General features: G+C 72.6%; 24 protein-coding genes. 14 read left to right on the top strand and 10 right to left on the bottom strand.

Translation table 11 applies throughout. The features are described from left to right. The 4 genes from AB0D99_RS00295 to AB0D99_RS00280 are packed head-to-tail and all read left to right on the top strand — an operon-like array spanning position 1 to position 4,679. The gene (locus tag AB0D99_RS00295) at positions 1-1,944 is read left to right on the top strand and encodes a fumarate reductase/succinate dehydrogenase flavoprotein subunit (protein WP_362354994.1); all 1,944 of its coding nucleotides are present in this window, start codon (positions 1-3) and stop codon (positions 1,942-1,944) included. Beyond that, positions 1,941-2,699, top strand: coding sequence for a succinate dehydrogenase/fumarate reductase iron-sulfur subunit (locus tag AB0D99_RS00290; protein ID WP_362354991.1), 759 nt, complete (start codon positions 1,941-1,943; stop codon positions 2,697-2,699). Before AB0D99_RS00295 ends, AB0D99_RS00290 begins: the two co-directional genes overlap by 4 nt. Before the next feature lie 55 nt (positions 2,700-2,754). Next, positions 2,755-3,315 carry a hypothetical protein gene (locus AB0D99_RS00285; RefSeq protein ID WP_362354988.1) on the top strand — a complete coding sequence of 187 codons (561 nt, stop codon included), beginning with the start codon at positions 2,755-2,757 and terminating at the stop codon, positions 3,313-3,315. Continuing rightward, positions 3,216-4,679 carry a protein kinase gene (locus AB0D99_RS00280; protein WP_362356009.1) on the top strand — a complete coding sequence of 488 codons (1,464 nt, stop codon included), beginning with the start codon at positions 3,216-3,218 and terminating at the stop codon, positions 4,677-4,679. Before AB0D99_RS00285 ends, AB0D99_RS00280 begins: the two co-directional genes overlap by 100 nt. Before the next feature lie 40 nt (positions 4,680-4,719). Here AB0D99_RS00280 and AB0D99_RS00275 read toward each other — a convergent pair whose 3' ends face one another. Further along, positions 4,720-5,574: a helix-turn-helix transcriptional regulator gene (locus tag AB0D99_RS00275; RefSeq protein ID WP_362354985.1), complete on the bottom strand. Its 855-nt coding sequence runs from the start codon at positions 5,572-5,574 to the stop codon at positions 4,720-4,722. 101 nt (positions 5,575-5,675) lie between these two features. Between AB0D99_RS00275 and AB0D99_RS00270 the strand changes: the two genes are divergently transcribed. Continuing rightward, a complete protein-coding gene (locus tag AB0D99_RS00270) occupies positions 5,676-6,224 on the top strand; it encodes a YceI family protein (RefSeq protein WP_362354982.1) in 549 nt (182 codons plus the stop codon). 95 nt (positions 6,225-6,319) lie between these two features. Here the strand turns inward: AB0D99_RS00270 and AB0D99_RS00265 are convergent, their stop codons facing one another. Further along, positions 6,320-8,674, bottom strand: a complete 2,355-nt coding sequence (locus AB0D99_RS00265; protein WP_362354979.1) for an excinuclease ABC subunit UvrA — start codon at positions 8,672-8,674, stop codon at positions 6,320-6,322. 9 nt (positions 8,675-8,683) lie between these two features. Then, entirely contained in the window at positions 8,684-9,715 is a 1,032-nt protein-coding gene (locus AB0D99_RS00260; RefSeq protein WP_362354976.1) for an LLM class flavin-dependent oxidoreductase, read from the bottom strand. A 127-nt stretch (positions 9,716-9,842) separates the two neighbouring features. Between AB0D99_RS00260 and AB0D99_RS00255 the strand changes: the two genes are divergently transcribed. After that, a complete protein-coding gene (locus tag AB0D99_RS00255) occupies positions 9,843-10,325 on the top strand; it encodes a hypothetical protein (RefSeq protein WP_362354973.1) in 483 nt (160 codons plus the stop codon). A gap of 8 nt (positions 10,326-10,333) precedes the next feature. On the opposite strand, the gene AB0D99_RS00250 is transcribed toward AB0D99_RS00255, so the two are convergent. From AB0D99_RS00250 to AB0D99_RS00240, 3 genes are read right to left on the bottom strand one after another with little or no spacing between them, the layout of a single operon-like run. Beyond that, entirely contained in the window at positions 10,334-10,549 is a 216-nt protein-coding gene (locus tag AB0D99_RS00250; RefSeq protein ID WP_362003037.1) for a dodecin, read from the bottom strand. Positions 10,550-10,581: 32 nt separating this feature from the next. Next, positions 10,582-11,346, bottom strand: coding sequence for a GntR family transcriptional regulator (locus AB0D99_RS00245; protein ID WP_362354969.1), 765 nt, complete (start codon positions 11,344-11,346; stop codon positions 10,582-10,584). 32 nt (positions 11,347-11,378) lie between these two features. Continuing rightward, positions 11,379-12,146, bottom strand: a complete 768-nt coding sequence (locus tag AB0D99_RS00240; protein WP_362354966.1) for a GntR family transcriptional regulator — start codon at positions 12,144-12,146, stop codon at positions 11,379-11,381. Positions 12,147-12,319: 173 nt separating this feature from the next. Between AB0D99_RS00240 and AB0D99_RS00235 the strand changes: the two genes are divergently transcribed. The 8 genes from AB0D99_RS00235 (at position 12,320) to AB0D99_RS00200 (ending at position 21,617) form a co-directional block, all read left to right on the top strand. Then, a complete protein-coding gene (locus AB0D99_RS00235) occupies positions 12,320-13,579 on the top strand; it encodes an extracellular solute-binding protein (protein ID WP_362354963.1) in 1,260 nt (419 codons plus the stop codon). Beyond that, on the top strand, positions 13,576-14,478 hold the full coding sequence (locus AB0D99_RS00230) for a sugar ABC transporter permease (protein WP_362354960.1): 903 nt from the start codon (positions 13,576-13,578) through the stop codon (positions 14,476-14,478). Before AB0D99_RS00235 ends, AB0D99_RS00230 begins: the two co-directional genes overlap by 4 nt. Beyond that, complete coding sequence (locus AB0D99_RS00225) at positions 14,475-15,308, top strand: carbohydrate ABC transporter permease (RefSeq protein WP_362354957.1); 834 nt, start codon at positions 14,475-14,477, stop codon at positions 15,306-15,308. The genes AB0D99_RS00230 and AB0D99_RS00225 overlap by 4 nt, the downstream gene beginning before the upstream one ends. A 9-nt stretch (positions 15,309-15,317) precedes the next feature. Then, positions 15,318-16,820 (top strand): beta-N-acetylhexosaminidase, encoded by a 1,503-nt coding sequence (locus AB0D99_RS00220; RefSeq protein ID WP_362354954.1) that lies wholly within the window; start codon positions 15,318-15,320, stop codon positions 16,818-16,820. Beyond that, on the top strand, positions 16,817-18,259 hold the full coding sequence (locus tag AB0D99_RS00215; protein ID WP_362354951.1) for a cellulose binding domain-containing protein: 1,443 nt from the start codon (positions 16,817-16,819) through the stop codon (positions 18,257-18,259). Before AB0D99_RS00220 ends, AB0D99_RS00215 begins: the two co-directional genes overlap by 4 nt. 203 nt (positions 18,260-18,462) lie before the next feature. After that, positions 18,463-19,713, top strand: coding sequence for an extracellular solute-binding protein (locus tag AB0D99_RS00210; RefSeq protein WP_362356006.1), 1,251 nt, complete (start codon positions 18,463-18,465; stop codon positions 19,711-19,713). A 138-nt stretch (positions 19,714-19,851) separates the two neighbouring features. Further along, the gene (locus tag AB0D99_RS00205) at positions 19,852-20,742 is read left to right on the top strand and encodes a GNAT family N-acyltransferase (RefSeq protein WP_362354948.1); all 891 of its coding nucleotides are present in this window, start codon (positions 19,852-19,854) and stop codon (positions 20,740-20,742) included. Further along, positions 20,739-21,617 carry a lysophospholipid acyltransferase family protein gene (locus AB0D99_RS00200; RefSeq protein WP_362354945.1) on the top strand — a complete coding sequence of 293 codons (879 nt, stop codon included), beginning with the start codon at positions 20,739-20,741 and terminating at the stop codon, positions 21,615-21,617. Before AB0D99_RS00205 ends, AB0D99_RS00200 begins: the two co-directional genes overlap by 4 nt. Here the strand turns inward: AB0D99_RS00200 and egtD are convergent. From egtD to egtA, 4 genes are read right to left on the bottom strand one after another with little or no spacing between them, the layout of a single operon-like run. After that, a complete protein-coding gene (gene egtD, locus AB0D99_RS00195) occupies positions 21,512-22,477 on the bottom strand; it encodes an L-histidine N(alpha)-methyltransferase (protein ID WP_362354942.1) in 966 nt (321 codons plus the stop codon). The genes AB0D99_RS00200 and egtD overlap by 106 nt on opposite strands. Continuing rightward, positions 22,474-23,226, bottom strand: a complete 753-nt coding sequence (gene egtC, locus AB0D99_RS00190; RefSeq protein WP_362354939.1) for an ergothioneine biosynthesis protein EgtC — start codon at positions 23,224-23,226, stop codon at positions 22,474-22,476. Before egtC ends, egtD begins: the two co-directional genes overlap by 4 nt. Next, positions 23,226-24,542, bottom strand: a complete 1,317-nt coding sequence (gene egtB / locus AB0D99_RS00185; protein WP_362354936.1) for an ergothioneine biosynthesis protein EgtB — start codon at positions 24,540-24,542, stop codon at positions 23,226-23,228. The genes egtC and egtB overlap by 1 nt, the downstream gene beginning before the upstream one ends. Further along, positions 24,539-25,798 carry an ergothioneine biosynthesis glutamate--cysteine ligase EgtA gene (gene egtA / locus AB0D99_RS00180; RefSeq protein ID WP_362354933.1) on the bottom strand — a complete coding sequence of 420 codons (1,260 nt, stop codon included), beginning with the start codon at positions 25,796-25,798 and terminating at the stop codon, positions 24,539-24,541. The genes egtB and egtA overlap by 4 nt, the downstream gene beginning before the upstream one ends. Positions 25,799-25,834 lie beyond the last annotated feature (36 nt).

Below are 25,834 nucleotides of genomic sequence, written 5' to 3'. Positions count from 1 at the left end.
ATGAGCTTTCTCGACTTCACGACCGGTGAGCCGGTCGTCGACCACAAGGCCCCCGCAGGCCCCATCGCCGAACGCTGGGACACCCGCCGCTTCCAGGCCAAGCTGGTCAACCCCGCCAACCGCCGCAAGCACACCGTCATCGTCGTCGGCACCGGCCTCGCCGGCGGTTCCGCCGGCGCGACCCTCGCCGAACAGGGCTACCACGTCGTCCAGTTCTGCTACCAGGACTCCCCGCGCCGCGCCCACTCCATCGCCGCCCAGGGCGGCATCAACGCCGCGAAGAACTACCGCAACGACGGCGACTCCGTCCACCGCCTCTTCTACGACACCGTCAAGGGCGGCGACTTCCGCGCCCGCGAGTCCAACGTCCATCGCCTCGCGCAGATCTCCGTCGAGATCATCGACCAGTGCGTCGCCCAGGGCGTCCCCTTCGCCCGCGAGTACGGCGGACTGCTCGACACCCGCTCCTTCGGCGGAGTCCAGGTCTCCCGCACCTTCTACGCCCGCGGCCAGACCGGCCAGCAGCTGCTGCTCGGCGCGTACCAGGCGCTCTCCCGGCAGATCGCCGCGGGCAACGTCGAGATGCACGCCCGCACCGAGATGCTCGACCTGATCGTCGTCGACGGCCGGGCGCGCGGCATCGTCGCCCGCGACCTGATCACCGGCGCGATCTCCACCCACTACGCGGACGCGGTGGTCCTCGCCAGCGGCGGCTACGGCAACGTCTTCTACCTCTCGACGAACGCCATGAACTCCAACGCCACCGCCGTGTGGCGGGCCCACCGGCGCGGCGCCTACTTCGCCAACCCCTGCTTCACCCAGATCCACCCCACCTGCATCCCGCGCACCGGCGACCACCAGTCCAAACTGACCCTGATGAGCGAGTCGCTGCGCAACGACGGCCGCATCTGGGTCCCGAAGGCGAAGGGCGACACCCGCCCCGCCGCGCAGATCCCCGAGGCCGAGCGCGACTACTACCTGGAGCGCATCTACCCCTCCTTCGGCAACCTCGTCCCGCGCGACATCGCCTCCCGGGCGGCCAAGAACGTCTGCGACGAGGGCCGGGGCGTCGGACCGGGCGGGCAGGGCGTGTACCTGGACTTCGCGGACGCCATCCGGCGGATGGGGCGCAAGGCGGTCGAGGAGAAGTACGGCAACCTCTTCGACATGTACGAGCGGATCACCGCCGAGAACCCGTACGAGGTCCCGATGCGGATCTACCCCGCCGTGCACTACACGATGGGCGGACTCTGGGTCGACTACGACCTCCAGACCACCGTGCCGGGCCTGTTCGCGATCGGCGAGGCCAACTTCTCCGACCACGGCGCCAACCGGCTCGGCGCCTCCGCCCTCATGCAGGGGCTCGCCGACGGCTACTTCGTCCTGCCGTCCACCATCAACGACTACCTCGCCCGTCACCCGCACGCCGAGCCGGTCACCGACGACCATCCGGCCGTCCGCGACGTGCTCGCCGAGACCGAGGACCGGCTGAACCTCCTGCTCTCGGTGGACGGCGACCGGACGCCCGACTCCTTCCACCGCGAACTGGGCGAACTGATGTGGGAGTTCTGCGGCATGGCCCGCACGGACGAGGGGCTGCGCAAGGCCCTGGAGCGCATCCCGCAGATCCGCGAGGAGTTCTGGCGCCGGATCAAGGTGCCCGGTACCGGCGAGGAGTTCAACCAGTCGCTGGAGAAGGCCAACCGGATCGTCGACTACCTGGAGCTCGCCGAGCTGATGTGCCTCGACGCGCTGAACCGGGCCGAGTCCTGCGGCGGCCACTTCCGCGAGGAGTCCCAGACGGCGGACGGCGAGGCCGCGCGCCGCGACGAGGAGTTCTCGTACGCGGCGGCCTGGGAGTTCACCGAGGGCGCCGCCCCGGTCCTGCACAAGGAAGACCTCGTCTTCGAGTACGTCCACCCCACCCAGCGGAGCTACGCATGAGGCTCACCCTGCGCGTCTGGCGCCAGAAGAACGCCGACGCCCCCGGCGCCATGTCCACGTACGACGTGGACGGCATCTCCTCCGACATGTCCTTCCTGGAGATGCTCGACACGCTCAACGAGGAGCTCATCCTGCGGGGCGAGGACCCCGTCGCCTTCGACCACGACTGCCGCGAGGGCATCTGCGGCGCCTGCAGCCTGGTCATCAACGGCGACGCCCACGGTCCCGAGCGCACCACCACCTGCCAGCTGCACATGCGGTCCTTCCGGGACGGCGACACGATCGACATCGAGCCCTGGCGGGCCTCGGCCTTCCCGGTCGTCAAGGACCTGGTCGTCGACCGCTCCGCCTTCGACCGCGTCATCCAGGCCGGCGGCTACATCAGCGTTCCCACCGGCGCGGCCCCGGAGGCCCACGCGACCCCGGTCCCCAAGGCCGACGCCGACTTCGCCTTCGAGCACGCCGAGTGCATCGGCTGCGGCGCCTGCGTGGCGGCCTGCCCGAACGGCTCGGCGATGCTCTTCACCTCGGCCAAGGTCAACCATCTGAACGTCCTGCCCCAGGGCTCCCCGGAGCGGGAGACGCGCGTCCTGGACATGGTGGCCCAGATGGACGCGGAGGGGTTCGGCGGCTGCACCCTGACCGGGGAGTGCGCGACGGCCTGTCCCAAGGGCATCCCGCTGCCCTCGATCGCCGCCATGAACAAGGAGTGGCTGCGCGCGACCCGCAAGTCCGGCCGCCGGCAGGCGGGTTGACCCCTATACTCCCTGTGCTCGCCGGTGGGCCCGGCGGGCGGGAGATGGGGGAGGCATGGCGGAGGCCGCGGAAACAGCGCTGACTCTGGACGTGTTGACGGTGGTGGGACCGGCACTGGTGCTGAGGTCGGTGACACTGCCCCTGCTGATCAGGGCGCAGCAGGCCGTACGGCGCCAGGCGCTGGCGGATCCGGGCACACCGCCCCGGAAGGTCCCCGGCGCGGTTGTCGGGGAGCTGGCCCTGGGAGTGGCCGGGGGCGTCGGCCTGTGGTTCGCGCTGCCCCACGAGGTCCTCGGGGACTCGCTCGTGCTGGGGCGCCCGGTCGTCTTCCAGACCGGGGAGTGGCTGTCGGACGTCTACGGATACTCCCTGGCGATGGCGTGGATCCTGTACGTCCTCTTCGCCGCCCTGGCGTCGGTGCTCTGGCCGGTGCTGTGGTCGCGGACCCATCACACTCTGGTGACCACCGGCGTCGACGGGGGGTCGTGGACCGCGACCCCGACGGCCGCCGGCGCGTGGGCGCTCTGGTGGCCGTCCGCTTCGCGCTCGGGCTCTTTCTCCCGGTGGGCCTCGCCCTGGCGGCCTTCGCCTGCCAGGCCGTCGCCTACGGGGTGAGTCGCCGGTACCGGCACGGCGCGGCGCTCCCGGACACCGTGGCCCCGGCCCGGGCGGGCAGGGTCCACGGCGCGGAGACTCCCGTCGGACGGCCCCCGGCCGGGCAGGACGGCGACGGCCGGGCCTCCGAGCCGCCGAACCCCTCCGACCAGGCCCTCGCCGAGGCGCCGAACCCCTCCGACCCCGCCCTCGCCGAGGCGCCGAACCCCTCCGACCCCGCCCTCGCCGAGCCGCCGAACCCCTCCGACCCCGCCCTCGCCGAGCCGCCGAACCCCTCCGACCCCGCCCTCGCCGAGGCGCCGAACCCCTCCGACCCCGCCCTCGCCGAGGCGCCGACCTCCGGGCCCGGGCCGGCCCCGGCCGCCCGGCCCGTCGCGTACGTGCCGACGCGGCAGGACCGCCCCGACGCCCGCGTGCCGGCGCAGGCAGGCCCGGTCGCCGACGCCCTGACGCCCTTCCCCCACCGGCCGCTCCTCCCCGGCGAACCCCAGACGATCGGCGGCTACCAGCTGCTCGGCCGGATCGGGTCCGGCGGCATGGGAACGGTCTACCTCGCCCGGCGGGAGGGCGCGGCGACCCAGGTCGCGCTCAAGACGATCAACCCCGAACTCCTCGACAACGCCGATCTGCTGCGCCGCTTCCAGCGCGAGTCCGAGGTGCTGTCGATGGTCTCCGGCGCCTATACCGCCCGCGTGCTCGACTCCGGTGTCGACGCCGTACGCCCCTACCTGGCCATGGAGTTGCTGGACGGACGTCCCCTCGACGTCCATCTCGCGGAGCAGGGACCGATCCGTGCCCCCGAGGCCCTGCGGGCGCTGGCGCTCGCACTGGCCGTGGCGCTGTCCGGGGTGCACCGGCTCGGTCTGGTCCACCGCGACCTCAAGCCCGCCAACATCATGCTGACGACGGCCGGCCCGCGGCTGCTCGACTTCGGCATCGCGGACCTGGTGGACGGCACCAGACTCACCCGCACCGGCGCCGGACCGGGGACCCTGACCTACATGGCGCCGGAACAGTTCGGCGAGGAACGCGTCGGTCCGGCCGCCGACGTATGGGCGTGGGCCTGCTGCGTGGTCTGCGCGGCGCACGGCACCAGCCCCTTCTCGGCGACCAGCACGGGCGCGGTGATCCGTCGGATCGTGGACACCGGCCCCGAGCCGTCCGCGCTGGCGGCGGTACGGGGCCTGGACCCGGACCTCGCGGCAGCCGTGGAACGGGCGCTGGCCGTCGACCCGGTGGGACGTCCGGCGGACGGCGCGGGTCTGGTGGAGCTGCTCACCTCGCCGGCGGAGGCGCGGCACGAGCCGACGCTCGTGGACGTCCGCGAGGAGATCACCCGGGGCTGGCGCACCCTGGCCCTCTGACGGTCACGGCCCCGCCGGCCCGCCCGCCGCGGGGCCCCGCTCAGCCGCCGACCGCGCGCAGGGTCCCGGGGCGGCGGCCCATCAGGCCGTCGAGCGCCGACGACGTCGCCTCGTCCGCCGGCAGATGCACCACCAGGTGCTGGCCGTCCGCCTCGGGCAGCTCCAGCACCTCGTAGGCGAGCCGCAGTTCCCCGGCCTCCGGGTGGACGAACCGGTCGACGCCCGAGCGGGCCCGCAGCAGCCCCGGCGAGCGCAGCCGGTCGGAGAAGGCCGGGCCCGCCGTCACCGTCAGCTCCCGGGCCAGTTCGGCCATGTGCGCGTCCGAACCGGTCACCGCGAAGGACAGCGCCCCCACCTGCTGGTCGGCCACCCGGTCCCAGTCGGGGAACACCTCACGGGCCCGGGGGTCGGTGAACACGAAACGCAGCAGGTTCGGCGGATCCCCGTCCAGCAGCCCGGCAGGACCGGCCAGCCGTGCGTAGCCCTCGGTGTACGCCACGGTCTCGCCCAGCATGTTCGTCACCGCGGCCGGGGTGGGACCCAGCCGGTCCAGCAGCGCGCGGACCGTCGCCCGCACCTCGCGGGCCGGATCCGGGGTCATCGCGCACATGTGCCGCTGCATCCCCGACTTCATCAGGTTGCGCAGGTGCACCCGGGCGTCCAGCGGCAGTCGCAGCGCCTCGCTGAGCGCGCCCAGGACCTGTGGGGACGGATTGCGGTCCCGTCCCTGCTCCAGCCGGGCCAGGTACTCGACGCTGATCCCGGCGAGCATCGCCAGCTCCGTCCGGCGCAGCCCCGGCGTCCGCCGCCGCGGCCCCGCCGGAAGCCCGGCCTCCGCGGGGGTCATCGCCTCGCGGCGGGCGCGCAGGAAGGCCCCCAGTTCGTTGTCGCTCATCCACCGATCGTACGAGCGCGGGACCGGCGGAGGGTGGCCCTGTCACTACCAGCCTCGGCACGGCCTTCCTCCGCCTCCCGCCGGGCGGCAGCGTGAAGCCCATGACCACCGAATCGCACAGCACCACCGCCCTTCCGCTGGCCCCCGGCGACTGGGTCTTCGACCCGCTGCACTCCTCCGTCGGCTTCACCATCCGTCACCTCGGCATCTCCAAGGTGCGCGGCCGCTTCAACGAGCTGACGGCCGAACTCCGCGTCGGCGACACCCTCGACACCTCTTCCATCACCGCGACCGTCGCCCTCGCCTCGATCGACACCGGCAACGCCGACCGCGACGCCCATGTCCGTGCCGCGGACCTCCTGGACGTGGCGAAGCGGCCGACGATGGGCTTCCGCTCCACCCGTATCGCCGGCACGGGCGAGGAATGGACCCTGGAGGGCGACCTCACCATCGGCGACGTGACCCGGCCCATCACCTTCGACGTCGACTTCGGCGGCGTCGTCGACGTCCCCATGGACGGCAGCAGGCACGCCGGATTCGACGCGACGGGAGAGTTCCGGCGCAGCGACTTCGGGCTCGACTTCGCTCCCGGCTTCCTCGGCGACGTGATCAAGGTGAACCTGGAGGTCCAGTTCGTCGAGCCCCGGTAGACGCCGGCCGTCTCACACGTCGAGCCGGGCCGCTGCCGGACACGGCGGCACGTCTCACACGTCGAGCCGGCCTGCCGGAGACGGCGCGGCACGTCTCACACGTCGAGCCGGGCCGCCAGATACGGTGCGGTCCGGCTCGACGCCGCGCGCGCCACGTCGGTGGGCGTTCCCTCGGCGACGATCAGGCCGCCGTCCTCGCCGCCGCCGGGGCCGAGGTCGAGCACCCAGTCCGCCGTGGCGACCACGTCCATGTCGTGCTCGACGACGATCACCGTGTGACCGGCGTCGACCAGGCCGTGCAGCTGCCCCATCAGCACCTCGACGTCGGCGGGATGCAGGCCGGTCGTCGGCTCGTCCAGGACGTAGAGGGTGTGGCCGCGGCGGAGCCGCTGGAGCTCGGAGGCGAGTTTGATGCGCTGGGCCTCGCCGCCGGAGAGCTCGGTCGCGGGCTGGCCGAGCCGCAGGTAGCCCAGACCGACGTCGAGCAGGGCGCGCACGCTGCGCGCGGCGGCCGGGGTGTCCGCGAAGAACCCGGCCGCGGCCTCCACCGTCAGATCGAGCACCTCGGCGATGGTGAGCCCGCGCAGCCGCACCTCCAGGGTCTCCGGGTGGTAGCGGGCGCCGTGGCAGTCGGGGCAGGGCGCGTACGTGCTCGGCAGGAAGAGCAGCTCGACCGAGACGAATCCCTCGCCCTGACAGGTCTCACAGCGCCCGCCGGGCACGTTGAAGGAGAACCGCCCGGCCTTGTAGCCGCGGGCGCGCGCCTCGTCGGTGGCGGTGAAGAGCTTCCGTACGACGTCGAAGAGGCCCGTGTAGGTGGCGAGGTTGGAGCGGGGAGTCCGTCCGATGGGCCGTTGATCGACCGTCACCAGTCGTTCCACTCCCGCCAGTTCCTCCGACAGCTCGCTCACCAGCGTCGACTTCCCCGATCCCGAGACACCGGTCACGGCCGTCAGGACCCCGAGCGGGAAGGCCGCCTCCAGGTCCCTGAGGTTGTGCCGGGTGACCGGGCCGGTCCGCAGCCAGCCGGTGGGCTCGCGCACCGCCCGCGCGGCCGGCCCGGCGCGGTCGAAGAGGAAGCGGCGGGTCGCGGACTCCTCGACGCCCGCCAGCTCGTGCGGCGGGCCGCTGTGCAGCACCCGGCCGCCGTGCACCCCCGCCAGGGGGCCGACGTCCACGATCCAGTCGGCGTGACGCACCACGTCCAGGTGGTGCTCCACCACGAAGACCGAGTTGCCGGCCGCCTTGAGCCGGTCGAGGACCACCAGGAGCGCCTCGGTGTCGGCCGGGTGCAGCCCCGCCGACGGCTCGTCGAGGACGTACACGACGCCGAAGAGCCCGGAGCGCAACTGGGTGGCGAGCCGCAGCCGTTGCAGTTCGCCGTTGGACAGGGACGGGGTGCTCCGGTCCAGGCTCAGATAGCCGAGGCCGAGCTCCGTGACCGTGCCGATCCGCGCGAGCAGGTCCCCGGTGAGCACCTGCGCGGTCTCCGAGCCGTCGTGCGCGGCGAGCAGTCCCGCCAGCGCCGTCAGCGGCAGCGCGGCCAGCTCGGCGATCGTGCGGCCCGCGAAGGTGACGGCGAGGGCCTCCGGACGGAGTCTGCTGCCCCCGCACACCGGGCACGGCTCACTGGTCAGGAAGCGCTCCGCCTTGGCGCGCAGAGTCGCGCTCCTGGAGTCGGAGAAGGTGTGCATCACATAGCGCCGGGCGCTCATGTACGTCCCCTGGTACGGGCGTTGGATGCGCCCCGCCTCCCGTACCGGATGGACCGTGACGACCGGCTGCTCCTCCGTGAAGAGGATCCACTCACGGTCCTTGGCGTCCAGCTCCCGCCACGGCCGGTCGACGTCGTGCCCGAGGGCGTCCAGGACGTCGCGGAGGTTCTTGCCCTGCCAGGCGCCCGGCCAGGCGGCGATCGCGCCCTCCCGGATCGACAGCCCCGGGTCCGGGACGAGCAGTTCCTCGCTGGTCCGGTGCACCCGGCCCAGACCCTGGCAGGACGGGCAGGCCCCGGCGGCGGTGTTCGGCGAGAACGCGTCGGAGTCCAGCCGCTCGGCCCCCGAGGGGTAGCAGCCGGCGCGGGAGAACAGCATCCGCAGCGAGTTCGACAGGGTCGTGACCGTGCCGACGGACGAGCGGGCGTTCGGCGACGAGCGGCGCTGTTCGAGCGAGACCGCCGGCGGCAGCCCGGTGATCTCCCCGACCTTCGGCGCGCCCACCTGATGGATCAGCCGCCGCGCGTAGGGCGCGACGGACTCGAAGTAGCGCCGCTGGGCCTCCGCGTAGATCGTGCCGAAGGCGAGGGATGACTTGCCCGAGCCCGACACCCCGGTGAAGACGGCGAGCGCGTCGCGGGGAATGTCGACGTCGACGCCTGCGAGATTGTGCTCGCGGGCACCGCGAACGCGGACGTACGGGTCGTGGCGCTGGTCGTCGGAGCTGTCGGGCATTCCTCGATACTAGGCGTTTGCGCTGGTCAGCCGCGTACGCAGGCCCGCGACACGGGCGAGCGCGCGGTAGGAGTCGCGCAGCGCCTCGCGATCGTACGTACTGGTCGTGACCAGCACCTCCCGCGCCCCGCTCTCCTCCACGACCCGCTCCAGCGCGTCGGCGACCTGCTCCTCCGTGCCGTACACGTGCCCCCGCAGGCCCGATTCGAAGAACTCGCGCTGCTTCTGCGTCATCGTGAGCGCCTCGATCCGCTCGACCGGCAGGAGCGGCGGGAACACGCCCTTGGTGCGCGAGTAGGCGAGCGACCACGCCTCCGGGATCAGCAGTCGCCTGGCCTCCTCCTCGGTCCCGGCCACGGCGACCGTGCCCGCGACGACGACGTACGGCTCCTCGGACCAGCGGGAGGGACGGAAGGAGGCGCGATAGGCGTCGACGGCGCGCAGCATCCGCTCCCGGCCCCGCAGATCACCGATGACCATCGGAAGGCCGGCCTCGGCGGCGATCGTCGCGCCCTCCCCGGTCGCGAGGACGTACGGCGGCACGCGCAGGCCCTCGGCCGGACGGGCATGCACCTGCGGATGCGCGGTCTGGGTGCCGGTGAACCAGCCGAGCAGTTCGGTCAGCTGCTCCGCGAACCGCTCGGCATCGTCCTTGTCCCGGCCGAGCGCCCGCCGGATCCCGTCGGTGAAGCCGACCGAGCGGCCGATCCCCATGTCGACCCGGCCGGGGTACAGCGACTCCAGGACGCCGAACTGCTCCGCGACGACCAGCGGCTGGTGGTTCGGGAGCATCACCCCGCCCGTGCCGACCCTGATGGAGGACGTGGCACCGGCGATCGCGGCGGCCAGGACGGTGGGGGCCGAGCCAGCCACACCGGGCACGCTGTGGTGCTCCGACACCCAGAACCGGTGGTATCCGAGCGCCTCCGCCTCCCGGGCGAGATCCACCGTGGCCCGCAGGGCGACGGACCCGTCCTCGCCCTCCCGGGTCCGGGAGCGGTCGAGGACGGAGAGACGGATGCCGTCGAGAGAAGGGGTCACGAAGGGTTCAACGCCGCGGCGCCGCGAGGATTCCCGCGGGGGCGGCGGGCCCGCGGTGTCGCTCCCCCCGGTGTCCGGCCCGTCCGTCGTGACGGACAGTGCCGACGGGCCCGCCTACGCTGTCCGTGTGACACGCAACAGCAGGCCCGTGGCCGTCTTCGATCTCGACAACACCCTCGCCGGCACCGCCCACCGCCAGCACTACCTGGAGGGCCGGCCGCGTGACTGGGCCGGCTTCTTCGCCGCCGCTCCCCAGGACCCGCCGCTCGCGCAGGGTGTCGCCCTCTGTCTGGAGGCCGCCGAGGAGTGCGAGATCGTCTATCTCACCGGGCGTCCCGAGCGCTGCCGCAAGGACACCGTCGCCTGGCTCGCCGCGCAGGTACTGCCCGACGGGCGGATTCACATGCGCCGCAACAACGACTTCCGTCCCGCGCGGGTCACCAAGCTGGAGATCCTGCGCGGGCTCGGCCGCGAGGTGCGGATGCTGGTCGACGACGACGAGCTGGTCTGCGACGCGGCCGCACGGGCGGGCTTCCGGGTCGTCCGCGCCCGCTGGGCGGCGGCGTCGGAGGAGCTGAGGGACGCCCAGGAGAAGGAGGGCCGCACCTGACCCACCGGTCAGTCGCCCTCCTCCAGCCGGAAGCCCACCTTCAGCCCGACCTGGAAGTGCGCGATCGCCCCGTCGACGAGGTGGCCGCGCACCTGCGTCACCTCGAACCAGTCGAGGCCGCGGAGCTTCTGCGAGGCCCGCTCGATACCGTTGCGGATGGCCTGGTCCACGCTCTCCGTGGAGGTGCCGACGATCTCGGTGACGCGGTAGGTGTGGTTCGACATGGGGCCGAACTCCTCTCCTTGGGCCTGGGGGGTCACTCCACCGTGCCCCACCACGCCCCGGTCCGCGACACGTCGGGCGCCGGGTGGTCGGCGGCCCCGTCGGAGAGGGCCAGCCGGGAGACGATCCGGTAGCGGTCGCCCCGGTACAGCGAGCGGACGTACTCCACCGGCCGCCCGCCCGTGTCCGAGGTGATCCGGTCGAAGAGCAGGGCGGGGGAGAGCACGGGGACGCCGAGCAGCTCGGCCTCCTCCTCGCTCAGGACGGTCGGCTCGATCGACTGGACCGCGTGCGCCGTCCGGATGCGGCACGTCTCGCGCAGATGGGCGTAGAAGCCCCTCTCCATGTCGGCGGGGGTCAGCCCGGGCACCAGATCCGCCGGGACGTGCAGATGTTCCAGGGCGATCGGGGCCCCGTCCACCTGCCGCAGCCGCGCGACGTACACGAGCTCCGCCGCGGGGGAGACCTTCAGCTTCCGCCCGATCCGCGCGCCCGCCCGGACGGTACGGAACTCCAGCACCGTGCTCGTCCAGCTGCCGCGGCTCCGGGGCGCGCCCGCCGCGTGGTCCTCGGCGACGAGCTCCTGGGTGATCTTGGCCGGTGCGACGAACATGCCGCGTCCGTGCTCCCGCACGAGCACGCCCGTCGCGACGAGTTCGTCGACGGCGGCGCGCAGGGTGGGGCGGGAGACGCCGAGGGTGGCGCACAGGGTGCGCTCCGAGGGGATGGCGTCGCCGGGGCGGCGCCCGTCGATCACGGCCAGCAGATGCTCGCGTACCCGCTCCCGCTTGAGCTCCATCGCCCAGCCCTCCCCGGCCTGTCGTCCGGCGGTCAGTATGCATCCCCCGCGGTCGAGGAGGTCACGACGCCGTCGCGGGTGAAGTCGAGCCGGGACACGATCCGGTAGCGGTCGCCCCGGTACACCGAGTGGACGTACTCCACCGGCCGGCCCGAGGCGTCGAGGGTGAGGCGCTCGATCAACAGCGCGGGCGAGAGGACGGGGACGTCCAGAAGGGCCGCCTCCGCCTCGCTGACGACGGTGGGTTCGATGGACTGTGTCGCCTCCCGGACGTGGACGCGGTGGTGGTCCCTGAGGTGGTCGTAGAGGTCGCCCGCCTCCAGTTCCTGCGCGGTGAGCGCTTCCGGGACCAGGTCGGCCGGGATGTGGAGGTGCTCGATCGCCATGGGGGAGCCGTCGACCAGGCGGAGCCGGGCGATGTAGAGCAGCTCGGCCGCGGGGGAGAGGCGGAGCTTGCGGCCGATGCGCGCGCCGGCCCGGATCCTGGCGGACTCGAGCACCGTGCTGGACCAGCTTCCGGAGGCGCGCGGCACGGTGAAGGCGGCGTCGTCCGGGGCGAGTTGCTGGGTGATCTTGGCCGGTGCGACGAACATGCCGCGTCCGTGCTCCCGTACCAGCGCGCCCGTCGCGACGAGTTCGTCGACGGCGGCGCGCAGGGTGGGGCGGGAGACGCCGAGGGTGGCGCACAGGGTGCGCTCCGAGGGGATGGCGTCGCCCGGGCGGCCTGCCTCGATGAGGCCCAGCAGATGTTCCCGTACGCGCTCCCTCTTCAGCACCCCGCCCGAGGGGCCGTCCTTCATACGTTCTCCCTGACTGGTCAACTGGTAAGTCTCATCCTAACCAGACGGCCATGCCGTTGAATGAGTGAACAGCGCATATTTTTCAAGGGGTTGACGGCCACATTGGTCCATGCCACCTTCTGGTCACGCATCTGACCACTTGACCAATTGGTCAACCAATCAGCGAGGTGCCCGTGACCATCCGCCCTCTCGCCGGCCCCGTCGCCCTCATGGCGACCCTGGCGCTCTCCGTCACCGCCTGCGGTTCCGCCGACGACCCCGCGAACGCCGACGGGGCCGCGAAGGTCACCGTCTGGATCATGAAGGACAGCGTCACCGACGACTTCCTCACCCGCTTCCGCACCGACTTCGAGGCGACGCACCGGGGCACCACCCTCGACATCCAGATCCAGGAGTGGGACGGCATCGGCGAGAAGGTCACCGCGGCCCTGGCCAGCAAGGACGCCCCCGACGTGATCGAGGTCGGCAACACCCAGGTCGCCCAGTACGCGGCCAGCGGCGGTGTCCGCGACCTCAGCGCCAAGGTCGCCGACCTGAACGGAGCCGACTGGCTGCCCGGGCTCGCCGAGCCCGGGAAGGTCGACGGGAAGCAGTTCGGCATCCCCTGGTACGCGGCCAACCGCGTCGTCATCTACCACAAGGAACTCTTCGCCAAGGCCGGCATCACCGCCCCGCCGAAGACCCGAGCCGAATGGCTCACCGTCACCGCCGCGCTCAACAAGGGCTCCACGCAGGGCATCTACCTCCCCGGGCAGAACTGGTACACCCTGTCGGGCTTCATCTGGGAGGAGGGCGGCGACCTCGCCGTACGGAACGGCGAGGAGTGGAAGGGCACGCTCGACACCCCGCAGGCCCTCGCGGGCATGGACTTCTACCGGCGGCTCCAGGCGCTCGGCAAGGGGCCCAAGGACTCCGACGAGGCCAAGCCGCCGCAGGCCGATGTCTTCGCCAAGGGCGACGTCGCCCAGATCATCGCCGTCCCCGGTGGCGCGAAGATCGTCGAAGAGGCCAATCCGGCGCTCAAGGGCAAGCTCGGCTTCTTCCCGGTCCCCGGGAAGACGGCGGACAAGCCGGGCGCGGTCTTCACCGGCGGCTCCGATCTCATCGTCCCCGAAGCCTCCGCTCACCCCGACGCCGCCTACGAGGTCGTCAAGGCGCTCGCCGGCGAGAAGTGGCAGACGGAGATGGCCCGAACGATGAGTTACGTCCCCAACCGCACCTCGCTCGCCACGGTGATCCAGGACGACGAGGGCACCGCCGCCATGGCCGCCGGCGCCGCGCAGGGCCGCGCGACGCCCAACTCCCCCCAGTGGGCGGCCGTGGAGGCCACCAACCCGATCAAGCAGTACATGACCGCCGTGCTCACCGGCACCGACCCGGCGCGGGCCGCGAAGGACGCGTCGGAGAGCATCACCAAGACCCTCGGCTCGTGAGCCGGCCGCGTCGTGGGGCCGCCCTGTGGCCCTACGTCCTCGTCGCGCCGACGGTCCTCGGCGGGGCCCTGCTCCTGGGCTACCCCCTCGTCCGCAACCTGGTCATCTCCTTCCAGCAGTACGGCATGGGTGAACTGATCCGGGGCGGAGCCGGGTTCGTCGGCCTCCGGAACTACCGGACGGTCCTGACCGACCCGGAGTTCTGGGAGGTCGTCCGACGCACCTTCTGGTGGACCCTCGTCAACGTCGTCCTGATCATGGTGATCGGCACGCTCGTCGCGCTGATGATGCGACGCCTCGGCCGGCGGATGCGGATCCTGGTGACGAGCGGGCTCGTCCTCGCCTGGGCCAGCCCGGTCATCGCCACCACCACCGTCTTCCAGTGGCTCTTCGCCTCCCGGCTCGGGATCGTCAACTGGGTGCTCGTCCGCCTCGGATTCACCTCCTTCGAGGGGTACTCCTGGCTCGCCGACGGCACCGCTGCCTTCACCGTCCTCGTCCTGCTCGTCGTATGGCAGTCGGTCCCCTTCGCCGCCATCACCCTGCACGCCGCACTCCTCACCGTCCCGGAGGAGCTGTACGAGTCCGCCCGTCTCGACGGAGCGGGAGCCTTCCGGATCTTCCACTCGATCACCCTGCCGCTGCTGCGCCCGATCTTCGGTCTGGTCCTGTGCCTCGAAGTCATCTGGGTCTTCCGCTGCTTCGCCCAGATCTGGGCCGTCACCAGGGGCGGGCCGGGCGAGGCGACGACCACCCTGCCGGTCTACGCCTACCGGGTCGCCCAGTCGCTGCACCGCTACGACCTCGGCGCCGCCGTCTCCACCCTGACGGTGCTCATCCTCGTCGCCGTGCTGATCGCCTACTTCCGTCAGATGCTCCGGCAGGAGGCCGACCGGTGAACGCCCGCGCGCTGCGCCGAATCCCCCTGAACACCGCCGCCGCGACCGTCTTCGTCCTCGCCGTCTTCCCGGTGTACTGGATGGTCTCCACGGCCTTCAAACCCACGCCCGACATCCAGGCCGAGACACCCGTCCTGCTGCCGACCTCCCTCACCTTCGAGCACTTCGCGCATGCCGTGGAGGCGGACGGGTTCTGGCTCTTCTGGCGCAACAGCCTGATCGTCACCGCGGGGTGCGTCCTGCTGGCGCTCGTCGTGGCGCTCGGCGCGGCCTTCGCCGTCGCCCGGATGCGCTGGCGGGGCCGGCGCGCCTTCGTCCTCATGGTCTTCATCGCGCAGGTGGCGCCGTGGGAGGCGCTGTTGATCCCGATGTACGTCATCGCCCGGGACGCCGACCTGCTCGACCGGCTGGGGACGCTGACCCTGATCTACTTCATGATCACCCTGCCGTTCACCGTCGTCACCCTGCGCTCCTTCCTCGCCGCCGTCCCGGCCGAACTCGAAGAGGCGGCCCAGGTCGACGGCTGCACCCGCGCCGAGGCCTTCCGCCGGGTGACCCTGCCCCTGCTCGCGCCCGGTCTGCTGGCCACCTCGCTCTTCGGATTCATCACCGCCTGGAACGAGTTCGCCTTCGCCAACATGCTGATCATCAAGAACCAGGACGACCGGACCCTGCCCGTCTGGCTCTCCTCCTTCTCCAATGTCTTCGGCACCGACTGGGGCGCCACCATGGCCGCCTCCACCCTTTTCGCCCTGCCCGTCCTCGTCCTCTTCCTGGTCCTTCAGGGCCGGGTCGCCGCCGGGATGACCGGCGGAGCCGTGAAGGGATAGCGCGTCGTCATGTCCGTGCCCCGACTCGTCCCCCAGCCCACCCGACTCCACGTCCTGCGAGGCCGGTTCACCTTCGGCTCCGACACCGCGCTCACGATCGGCCCCGGCGCGGGAGCCGCCGCGGAGCTGCTGCGCACCCTTCTGGGCACGCCCACCGGGCTCCGGCTGCCCGCGCGCCCGGACGGCTCCGTCGTCCTCGCCCTCGACCCGGCCCTCACCGGTCTCGGCGTGGAGGGCTACGGCCTCACCGTCGGACCCGAGGGCATCCTGCTGCGCGCCGCCCGCCCCGGCGGACTGCTCGCCGGAGTCCAGACGCTCCGTCAGCTCCTGCCCGTCGAGGCCCTGCTCGACGAGCCCGTCGCGGGCGTCGCATGGTCCGTGCCCTGCGTACAGATCACCGACGTGCCGCGCTTCTCCTGGCGCGGAGCGATGCTCGACGTCGCCCGCCACTTCCGGCCCGTCTCCTTCCTCCGGAGATACGTCGACCTCCTCGCCCTCCACAAGCTCAACGTCCTCCATCTCCACCTGACGGACGACCAGGGCTGGCGGATGCCGGTCGCCGGCCGCCCCCTGCTCACCGAGATCGGCGGCCTTCCGCACGGCGGTGCCTACACCCGTTCCGAACTCGCCGGGCTGGTGCGGCACGCGGCCGAGCGGGGCGTCACCGTCGTGCCCGAGATCGAGATGCCCGGCCACGCCCGGGCGGCCCTGGCCGCCTACCCCGAACTCGGCAACCGGCCGGACCGCACCCTCGGCGTCTGGGACCGCTGGGGAGTGTGCGACACCGTCCTCGGGGTCCACGACGGCGTGCTCGACTTCTGCCGCGAGGTCCTCGACGAGGTCATCGACGTCTTCCCCTCGCCGCACGTCCACATCGGAGGGGAGGAGTGCCCGACCACCGAATGGCATGCCTCGCCCGAGGCGCTCCGGCGCGTCCAGGAGCAGGGGCTCGACGGACCGGACGCCCTGCACGGCTGGTTCATGGAGCGGATCGGGCGCCACCTCCTCGACGCGGGCCGCCGGCCGCTCGGCTGGACCGAGACCGGCGCCGATCTCCCCCCGTACTTCACCGTGATGCCCTGGCGGGACACCGAGCACGGGCGTACGGCCGCGCGCCGCGGCCACCAGGTCGTCATGGCGCCCCACCGCTCCACCTACCTCGACTATCCGCAGTCGGCCCGGTTCGACGAACCGCCCGGCCAGCCGGGCCTCGTGGTCGATCTGCGCGCCGTCCACGGGACCGATCCCGCCCCGGCCCACTGGAGCCCCGAGGAGGCGGCGCGGGTCCTCGGCACCCAGGCACAGCTGTGGACCGAGTTCGTCCCCACCGACGCGCATGCCGAGTACCTGACCTTCCCCCGGATCTGCGCCCTGGCCGAGACCGCCTGGAGCGGGCGCCGGGACTGGCCGGGCTTCCAGGCCCGGCTGCGCCACCACCGGACCCGGCTCGACACCCTCCGGGTGCCGCGCCGCCTTTCCCCCACCTCCGTCCAAGGAGAGGAACCCCGATGAGCAACCGACCGACGAACGCCCGACCGATCGGCACCGGCCCGCGGATGCGTGCCGCACTCGCCGTCGCCGCCGTGACCGGCCTCGGCGCCACCGCGCTGACCGCGCTCCCGGCCGTCGCGGCCGGCGAGGCCGTCACCGTCCAGTACCGGCAGAGCGCCACCGGGAGCGATCAGGTCGAGCCCTGGTTCAGGGTGGTCAACACCGGTTCGTCGACCGTGCAGTTGAGCCAGGTCAAGGTGCGCTACTACTTCAAGGCCGACCCGGGAGCCTCGTACACCTACGCCTGCTCCTGGGCGGTGAAGGGCTGCGCCAATCTGACCGGCAGCTTCGGCACGCTCGCCAACCCCACCGCCACCGCGGACCGCTATCTGGAGGTCGGCTTCACCGCCGGCGCCGGCAGCCTCGCCCCCGGAGCCGACACGGGCGACATGCAGCTGCGCTTCCACCGCTCCACCTGGCAGCCGCTGAACCAGAGCGACGACTACTCCTTCGGTCCGTCCCAGACCACGTACGCGAACTGGAGCAAGGTCACCGCCACCGTCGGCGGGGTCCAGGTCTGGGGCACCGCCCCGGCCGGGAACGAACCCACCCCGACGCCGACGGACCCGACGACCCCGCCGCCGACCGGCGGCGCCGCGCTCTTCGACGACTTCGACTACACCGACCACACCGATCCGGCGATCGCGGCCCATGGCTGGAGCGTGCGCGCCAACTCCGGTGGGCCGGGCGTACCCGGCGCCGGCTGGGCTCCCGAGAACGTGACCTTCGCCGAGGAGGGCACGAACTCGATCATGAACCTGAGGACCTCGACCGCCGGCACCGCCGAGTCCACCAAGCAGACCGAGATCCTCACCCGGGCCACGAAGTTCAAGAACGGCACCTACGCGGCCCGGGTCCGGTTCTCCGACGCACCGCTCTCCGGACCCGACGGCGACCACCTCGTCCAGACCTTCTTCACCATCAACGACCTCAAGGCCCCGATGGCGGACGACTACGCCGAGTACGACTTCGAGTACCTGCCCAACGGCGGCTGGGGCGAGCCCGCGAACATCCTCTACACCACCTCGTGGGAGACCTACCGGCCCGACCCGTGGGAGGCGGTCAACCAGCACTCCGAGATCCGCGCGAGCTACGCGGGCTGGCACGACCTGGTCCTGACCATCGACGACAGCACCATCGTCTACTACGTCGACGGCCAGGAGTTCGGCCGGCACGACGCCCGCTATCTGCCCGAGCGCCCGATGTCCATCAACTTCAACCAGTGGCTGATCGACCTCGCCGGGCAGAGCTCCACGACGGCGCGCGCCTACGACCAGAAGGTCGACTACGTGCTGCACGTGAAGGACCAGGTGCTGACCCCGGACCAGGTGGCCGCGAAGGTCGCCGCGTACCGCGCGGCGGGCACGGCCTTCGAGGACTCCGTCCCGGCCGTCCCGTAGCCCCTGCCCCGTACGTACCGGGCATAACGGGCGGGCGTGCCCGGCGCGCCCGCCCGGAACCCGATCCTCCAGGACTTGACCGCTCGGTTGGTCCAGACCAGAATCCAGGCCACATACCCGCGCGAACACGCCGTTCGGTCCCCCCACGACGGGTCAGCTCCCCATGCCGTACTCCATTTCATGGAACGCAGAAGGTGACCTACGTGAAGAACCGCCATCTCGTCTGTCCGCTCGCAGCCGCCACCGCCCTCGCCCTCGCGGGGTGCGGGCTCCTCCCCGGAGCCGCCGCGGAGTCCCGCACGGTCAACGTCTGGCTGATGCGCGACAGTGTCAGCGAGGACTTCCTCACGCGCTTCACCGAGGCGTACGAGGCCGAGCACCCCGGCATCGAACTGGAGTTCACCATCCAGGAGTGGACCGGCATCGGCAAGAAGGTCACCGAGGCGATCGGCGGTGGCGGCGGCCCCGACGTCATCGAGGTCGGCAACACGCAGGTGGCGCAGTACGCGGACACCGACAAGCTCTACGACCTCACCCTGGAGTCCGTGCGCGACCTCGGCAGCGAGGACTGGCTGCCCGGTCTCGCCGAGCCCGGCCGCATCGGCGGGACCCAGTACGGCATCCCCTGGTACGCCGCCAACCGCGTCGTCATCTACCACAAGGACCTCTTCAAGCAGGCCGGCGTCACCGAGCCGCCCGCGACCCGGGCCCAGTGGCTCGACGACACCGAGAAGCTCAACCGCAACGGCTCCCAGGGCATCTACCTCGCGGGACAGGACTGGTACACCCTCGCGGGGTTCATCTGGGACGAGGGCGGCGACCTCGCGGAGGACAAGGGCGGCGACTGGATCGGCGCCCTCGACAGCCCGGCCGCGCTGCGCGGCATGGACTTCTACAAGGACCTGCAGTCGCTCGGCTCCGGACCCAAGAACGCCGACGAGCAGACCCCGCCCCAGGCCGAGGTCTTCGCCCAGGGCGATGTCGCCCAGATCATCGCCACCCCCAGCGCCGTCGCCGCCATCACCAAGGCGAACCCGGCGCTCAAGGACAAGCTCGGCTTCTTCCCCATACCCGGCAAGAAGGCCGGACAGCCCTGCGCCGTCTTCACCGGCGGTTCCGATCTGATCGTCCCGGAGAACGCTCCCGAGCGGGACCGGGCCATCGACGTGGTCAAGGCGCTGGCCGGCGAGAAGTGGCAGGCCGAGCTCGCCCGAGCCATGAACTACGTGCCCAACAAGACCTCCCTCGCCTCCGTCGTCGCAGGCCAGGAGGCCACCGCCGTGATGGCCGTCGGCGCGGCACGCGGAAGGGCCACCCCCAACTCCCCGCAGTGGGCCGACGTCGAGGCGTCCAACCCGATCAAGCCGTACATGACGGCGGTCCTGCAGGGTGAGGACCCGAAGGAGGCCGCCGCGGCGGCCTCGGAGGAGATCACCCGGACCCTCGCCGAATAGCATTCAGCGATCGCACACCCGCGATCCCCCGAACGGTCATGTCGAATCCAGTCGGTGACGGAAGAAGTAGGGAGCCGGACCACCGCTCACGCGGTCCGGCCCTCACCGTCCCCCTTCCGTACGCCGGAGGAGCCCGACATGCCCGCACCGTCGCCCGCAGCCGCCGCGGCCCCCGCAGTCCCCGTCCCCGCCGGTCTCCCCGTGCCTGCGGACGTCCCGTCGGGCGCCCCCGCCACGGCCCGCGCGTTCACCGGAGTCCCGGCCCAGCCCCGGCCGACGGCCCCCGCAACCGGGCCGGAGCCCCGCTACCTCGTCGGTCTCGCCCGCACCCAGGACGACGTCCGCGCCGCCCAGCGGCTGCGCCACCAGGTCTTCGCGGGGGAGATGGGCGCCCGACTCGACGGACCCGAGCCGGGCCTCGACACCGACGCCTTCGACGCCTACTGCGACCACCTCCTCGTACGGGAGGAGGCCACCGGCGAGATCGTCGGCACGTACCGGGTGCTGCCGCCCGACCGCGCCCGGATCGCCGGACGCCTCTACTCCGAGAGCGAGTTCGACCTCGGCCGGCTCGCCCCGGTCCGCGACGACCTCGTCGAGGTCGGCCGCTCCTGCGTCCACCCCGCCCACCGCAACGGCGCCGTCATCGCCCTGATCTGGGCCGGGCTCGCCCGCTACATGACCCGCACCGGCCACAACTGGCTGGCCGGCTGCTGCTCGATCCCGCTCGCCGACGGCGGCACCCTCGCCGCCGCCACCTGGGACACCGTCAAGGCCAAGCACCTCGCCCCCGAGGAGTACTGGGTCACCCCGCACAAGCTCTGGACCCCCGACGGAGTCACCCGCCCCGAGGGCCGCGTGGAACTCCCGCCGCTGCTCCGCGGCTATCTGCGGCTCGGCGCATGGGTCTGCGGCGCGCCCGCCCACGACGTCGACTTCGGCGTGGCGGACCTCTACGTCCTGCTGTCGCTGCGCAACACGAACCCTCGCTACCTGCGCCACTTCCTCTCCCTCGCCCCGGCGCAGTGACCGCCGCCGGGTCCGCCTCGCCCTGGCTGCCGGCCTCGCCGTGCGCACCCGATCCCTGTGCGCGGCACACGGGACCGCCCGCCGGGTCCGTCCGCGCCGCGGCACGGCTGGCGACGGGTGTCGCCGCCGTCCTGGCCGGGGTGCTGCTCGCCCCCCTGGCGGCGCCGCTGCCCCCCGCCGGCCGTCGGGCGCTCGTCCGACGGTGGTGCCGCCTGGTGCTCCGCGCCTTCGGCGTCCGCCTGAAGGTCACCGGAGCCCCCGCGCCCGCCGAGGGCCCCCTGCTGGTCGTCGCCAACCACATCTCCTGGCTGGACATCCCGCTCGTGGCCGCCGTCCTGCCCGGCCGGATGCTCGCCAAGCGCGAGATCCGCGCCTGGCCCGTGCTGGGGCCGCTCGCCGCCCGGGGCGGCACTCTCTTCATCGACCGTGACCGGCTGCGGGCGCTGCCCGCCACCGTCCGCGCGATGGCGCGGGCGCTGGCGGGCGGGGGACGGGTGATCGTCTTCCCGGAGGGGTCCACCTGGTGCGGCCGGGGCGGGGGAGCCTTCCGGCCGGCCGCCTTCCAAGCCGCCCTGGACGCCTCCGTACCCGTCCAGCCGGTCCGACTGGACTACCGGCCGACCGGACCCGCCGCCTTCGTCGGGGACGACCCGCTGGCCGCCTCGCTCTGGCGGATCGCGCTGGCCCGCGGGCTCACCGCGGAGGTCCGGATGCTGGATCCGATATCCACCCTCCACCATCCGGACCGTCGCTCCCTGGCCCGTGCGGCTCAGCGGGCGGTCGCCAGCGACAGCGCGAACCGCTCCTTCTCGTCCGTCCACCAGCGGGTCAGTTCGAGCCCGGCTTCCGCCAGCTCGGCGCGCACGCCCGCCTGACGGAACTTCGCCGACACCTCCGTCCGTACCTCCTCACCGGCCTCGAACGGCACCACCAGATCCAGCTCGGGAATCTTCACGGTGAGCGCGTGACGCGCCCGCAGCCGCATCTCGATCCACTCCCGCTCCCGGTCCCAGAGCGCCACATGGTCGAAGTCGTCGGGCCGCACGTCCGAGTCCAGCTCGCGGGCGATCACCGCCAGCACGTTCTTGTTGAACTCGGCCGTCACCCCGGCGTCGTCGTCGTAGGCGGCGACCAGCGTCGCCTCGTCCTTCACCAGGTCCGTGCCGAGCAGCAGGGCGTCGCCCGGCGCCAGCATCGCCCGGACCGAACGCAGGAACACCGCGCGCTCGTGGGGCAGCAGATTGCCGATCGTGCCTCCCAGGAACGCGACCAGCCGTGGTCCGGGCGTACCGGGCAGAGCCAGCCCCCGGGTGAAGTCGGCCACCAGCGCGTGGATGTGGAGCCCGGGCCGCTCCGCCAGGAGCGACTCCGCCGCACCCCGCAGCGCCGATTCGCTCACGTCCACCGGGACGTAGCTGTCCAGCTCGGGCAGGAGCGCGTCGATCAGGAACCGGGTCTTCTCCGAGGAACCGGACCCCAGCTCCACCAGCGTCCGGGCCCCCGTCGCCGCGGCGATGTCGTTCGCCCGGGCGATCAGGATCTCCCGCTCCGCGCGGGTCGGGTAGTACTCGGGGAGCCTGGTGATCTCCTCGAACAGTTCACTGCCGCGCGCGTCGTAGAACCACTTCGGCGGCAGCTCCTTGGGCAGACGGGTCAGACCGTGCAGGACGTCGGCGCGCAGATCGGCGTCCGTGGCGTCCTCGGGAAGGGTGCGGGTCAGCTGGAACGGACTCACGAGGAGGGCTCCTTGAGCGAGGTGAGGGTGACATCGGCGCGGGTGGCGGTCAGCAGGGTGCGGTCCGGCACCTCGCGCCAGAGCGGATCGTCGTCGTAGGGCTCCGAGGCCACGACCGTGCGATCGGGGCGCCGCAGATACCAGAGGGAGTTCCCCCAGGCGGTCGCGGCGATCTCGGTGCCGTCGGTGAGCAGGAGATTGAGGCGGGACTCCGGGTCGGCCTCGGCGACCTCCCGGGCCGTGTCGGCGAGCGCCCGGCCGGGCGAGTCGCCGGCTCGCAGCCGGTGCAGCACGAGACCCCACACCAGCGCCGAGTCGGTGCGGGCCTCCAGCGCGAGCAGTTCACCGGCGGTCAGGGACGCGGCCGTCGACGTCAGCGAGTCGGGCCAGCCCTCCACCGCTCCGTTGTGGCTGAACAGCCACGACCCCGCCGCGAAAGGCGCCGCCGCGGCCTCCCCGTCCGGGCCGGGCCGGGTGGCGCCCCGGACCGCCGCCAGCAGCGCACCGGTGCGCACCACCCGCGCGAGATCGGCGAGCGAGGGATCGCCCCAGATGGGCGCGGCCCTGCGGTACCGGGCCGGGACCGGGTCCCCGTCGGCGTACCACCCGACGCCGAATCCGTCCGCGTTCACGAGCCCGCTGCTCTGGCTGCGCGGCTGCCACGCCTGCCGCTCCAGCGAATGGGGCGGCCGCAGCAGCAGCTCCCCGATCGGCACCGGCTCGCCGATGAAGGCGAGATGGCGGCACATCAGACGAGCTCCGCGTCCCGTGCGGTCCGGAAGCCGGAGAAGATCTGCCGGCGCACCGGGAGGTCCCAGTTCCGGAAGGTGCCCCGGCAGGCCACCTCGTCCACCGCGAAGGAGCCACCGCGCAGCACCTTGTGCGCCGGACCGAAGAAGACCTCCGAGTACTCCTTGTACGGGAACGCGGTGAAGCCCGGATACGGCAGGAAGTCGCTGGCCGTCCACTCCCACACGTCCCCGATCAACTGCCGTACCCCGAGCGGTGAACCGCCCCGCGGGTAGCTGCCGACCGGGGCGGGCCCCAGATGGCGCTGGCCGAGGTTGGCGTGCTCGGGCGCCGGGTCCGCGTCGCCCCACGGATAGCGGCGCGAACGCCCGCTCGTGGGGTCGTGCCGGGCCGCCTTCTCCCACTCGGCCTCCGTGGGGAGCCTGCGCCCGGCCCAGCGGGCGTACGCGTCCGCCTCGTACCAGCTGACGTGCACCACCGGCTCCTCCTCGGGGACCGGCTCCGTCACGCCGAACCGGCGCCGCATCCACTGCCCGCCGTCGCGCCGCCAGAACAGCGGGGCGGCGATGCCGTGCCGGTGGATCTGCTCCCATCCCTCCGCCTGCCACCAGCGCTCGTCGCTGTAGCCGCCGTCCGCGACGAAGGCCATGTAGGCGCCGTTGCTGACCGGGACGGTGTCGATGAAGAACGCCTGGACCGTCCGTACGTGCGCCGGGCGCTCGTTGTCCAGCGCCCACGGCTCGTCCGACGTGCCCATCGTGAACGGCCCGCCGGGGACCAGGACCTCGGCGGGAAGTCCGCCGGTGGCGGTGACCGGCGGCGGGGGAGCGGTCAACGCCCTCGGCCCCTTGCGCAGCTGATGAGTGATCAGCATGGTCTCGTCGTGCTGCTGCTCGTGCTGCGCGATCATCCCGAAGGCGAAGGCCGCCTCGACGAGCGGCCGGCCCTCCAGCGGGGTGGCCGCCAGCACGTCCAGCACCCGGCCGCGCACATCGGAGGCGTAGGCCCGGGCCTCGGCCGGCGGAAGCAGGGGCAGCGAGGGGCGACTGGCGCGCGGGTGCTCGAAGGCGTCGTAGATCGAGTCGATCTCCGGGCGCAGCGCGTCACGCCCCGCGACGGCCCGCCACAACCACTGCTCCTCCTGGTTGCCGATGTGCGCCAGGTCCCACACCAGCGGAGACATCAACGGCGAGTGCTGCGCGACGAGTTCGTCGTCCTCGACGCAGGAGGTGAGCAGCGCGGTGCGCTCCCGCGCGGTCGTGAGCGCGTCGAGCGCGCGCCGCCGCAGGGCCGAGGGATCCGTGGCCACGGTCATGACGCCACCTCCTGGAGATCGTCGGCGGGACAGCTGCCGAGGAGTACGTACCGTTCGTGGAAGGCGGCCACCGCCCGCTGTACCGCCGCGCTCGCCCCGATCCGGGGGAGCGCCTCCAGCGCGGCGGGGAACGCCACGAGCGCGGCGGCGTGCAGATCGGGATCGGTGAGCCCGTCCCTGGCCGCGGCCAGCCAGAGCGGGTTGCGCGGCGGGGCCTCCGGGCCGGCCCGCTCGGCCAGCGGCTTGACGGCCCGGTACACGCTCTCGGCGGCCTCGGGGTCGTCGAACAGCGCGGCGGTCACGGCCACCGGCACGATCCAGCCGTCCGGACCGCGCTGGGCGTCGACCATCCGCAGCTCCAGATGGCCGCGCGGCCGCACCGGCGGGAACAGCGTCGTCAGGTGGTAGCGCAGGTCGTCCTCGTCGGCCGGGCGGGGGCGGCCGGTGCGCAGCCACTCCCGGAACGTGAGCCCTTCCGGCACCGCCCACGGTGCCTCCTCGCCCCGTACGCACATCACCGGGGTGTCCAGGACGTGGGTGGCCCAGGCGGCCCTGGGTTCCCCGTCCGGAGCGGGGGCGAGCGCCCGGGCCGGGTCGAGATCGGTCCACAGCGACTGCCGGGTCGACCGCCAGCCGGTCCTGCGCCCGCCGTGGACGGACGAGTTGGCGAACGCGGCCACCAGGACGGCGCCGAGCAGATGGGCCAGCTGCCACCGGCGGTGGTAGCCGAGCGGTCCCGGCTCCTCGTGACCGGCGTCCAGGCAGATCTGCACCGACGCCGAGTCGCACATCATGGCCCGGCCGGAGGGTCCGGTGCGATCGAGGGCGGCCTCCATCGCGTCGTACCGGGGCTCGCGCAGGAGCCGCTCCCGCGGCGCGTGCCAGGGATCGACCCCGTAACCGCTGAGCGCGAGCCCGAGGGGGGCGAGCGCGTCACGCACGGCGCGGAGATCGGCCGAGAGGGTGTCGACACATCCCATGAGGGAGGCGGCGGGCGGCGAGCTGAGCTCCAGCTGTCCGCCGGGTTCGAGGGTGATGGCCGAGGCCAGCCGCAGGGACCGTACGGTGTCGACGGCCGAGGCCAGCCGCCGCGGGTGGACGGGAAGCCGCGGGTCGCGCAGCTCGTGGACGAGCCATTCCACCTCCACCCCGAGCGCGCGGGGTGGGCCCGTCTTGAAGCAGATACATCGCAGCAGGTCCTCGGCCTCGTCCACGGTGAGGGCGGAACCGCTCCGCGGTATGCCGCTCGACGACATGTCGTTCCTCCTGTCTCGGAAGGCGCTGATTCCACC

This window comes from Streptomyces sp. NPDC047971, assembly GCF_040653355.1.
Taxonomy (GTDB): domain Bacteria; phylum Actinomycetota; class Actinomycetes; order Streptomycetales; family Streptomycetaceae; genus Streptomyces.
This window is presented reverse-complemented; position numbering and strand designations above follow the sequence as displayed.

What these genes read in the sequence shown, in the direction of transcription:
- AB0D99_RS00250 (WP_362003037.1), bottom strand. Translation starts at nt 10,549, where the DNA reads ATGTCGAACCACACCTACCGCGTCACCGAGATCGTCGGCACCTCCACG.
- AB0D99_RS00270 (WP_362354982.1), top strand. Translation starts at nt 5,676, where the DNA reads ATGACCACCGAATCGCACAGCACCACCGCCCTTCCGCTGGCCCCCGGC.
- AB0D99_RS00215 (WP_362354951.1), top strand. Translation starts at nt 16,817, where the DNA reads ATGAGCAACCGACCGACGAACGCCCGACCGATCGGCACCGGCCCGCGG.
- AB0D99_RS00245 (WP_362354969.1), bottom strand. Translation starts at nt 11,346, where the DNA reads ATGGAGCTCAAGCGGGAGCGGGTACGCGAGCATCTGCTGGCCGTGATC.
- AB0D99_RS00275 (WP_362354985.1), bottom strand. Translation starts at nt 5,574, where the DNA reads ATGAGCGACAACGAACTGGGGGCCTTCCTGCGCGCCCGCCGCGAGGCG.
- AB0D99_RS00240 (WP_362354966.1), bottom strand. Translation starts at nt 12,146, where the DNA reads ATGAAGGACGGCCCCTCGGGCGGGGTGCTGAAGAGGGAGCGCGTACGG.
- egtB (WP_362354936.1), bottom strand. Translation starts at nt 24,542, where the DNA reads ATGACCGTGGCCACGGATCCCTCGGCCCTGCGGCGGCGCGCGCTCGAC.
- AB0D99_RS00295 (WP_362354994.1), top strand. Translation starts at nt 1, where the DNA reads ATGAGCTTTCTCGACTTCACGACCGGTGAGCCGGTCGTCGACCACAAG.
- AB0D99_RS00290 (WP_362354991.1), top strand. Translation starts at nt 1,941, where the DNA reads ATGAGGCTCACCCTGCGCGTCTGGCGCCAGAAGAACGCCGACGCCCCC.
- egtA (WP_362354933.1), bottom strand. Translation starts at nt 25,798, where the DNA reads ATGTCGTCGAGCGGCATACCGCGGAGCGGTTCCGCCCTCACCGTGGAC.
- AB0D99_RS00205 (WP_362354948.1), top strand. Translation starts at nt 19,852, where the DNA reads ATGCCCGCACCGTCGCCCGCAGCCGCCGCGGCCCCCGCAGTCCCCGTC.
- egtC (WP_362354939.1), bottom strand. Translation starts at nt 23,226, where the DNA reads ATGTGCCGCCATCTCGCCTTCATCGGCGAGCCGGTGCCGATCGGGGAG.
- AB0D99_RS00285 (WP_362354988.1), top strand. Translation starts at nt 2,755, where the DNA reads ATGGCGGAGGCCGCGGAAACAGCGCTGACTCTGGACGTGTTGACGGTG.
- AB0D99_RS00220 (WP_362354954.1), top strand. Translation starts at nt 15,318, where the DNA reads ATGTCCGTGCCCCGACTCGTCCCCCAGCCCACCCGACTCCACGTCCTG.
- AB0D99_RS00265 (WP_362354979.1), bottom strand. Translation starts at nt 8,674, where the DNA reads ATGCCCGACAGCTCCGACGACCAGCGCCACGACCCGTACGTCCGCGTT.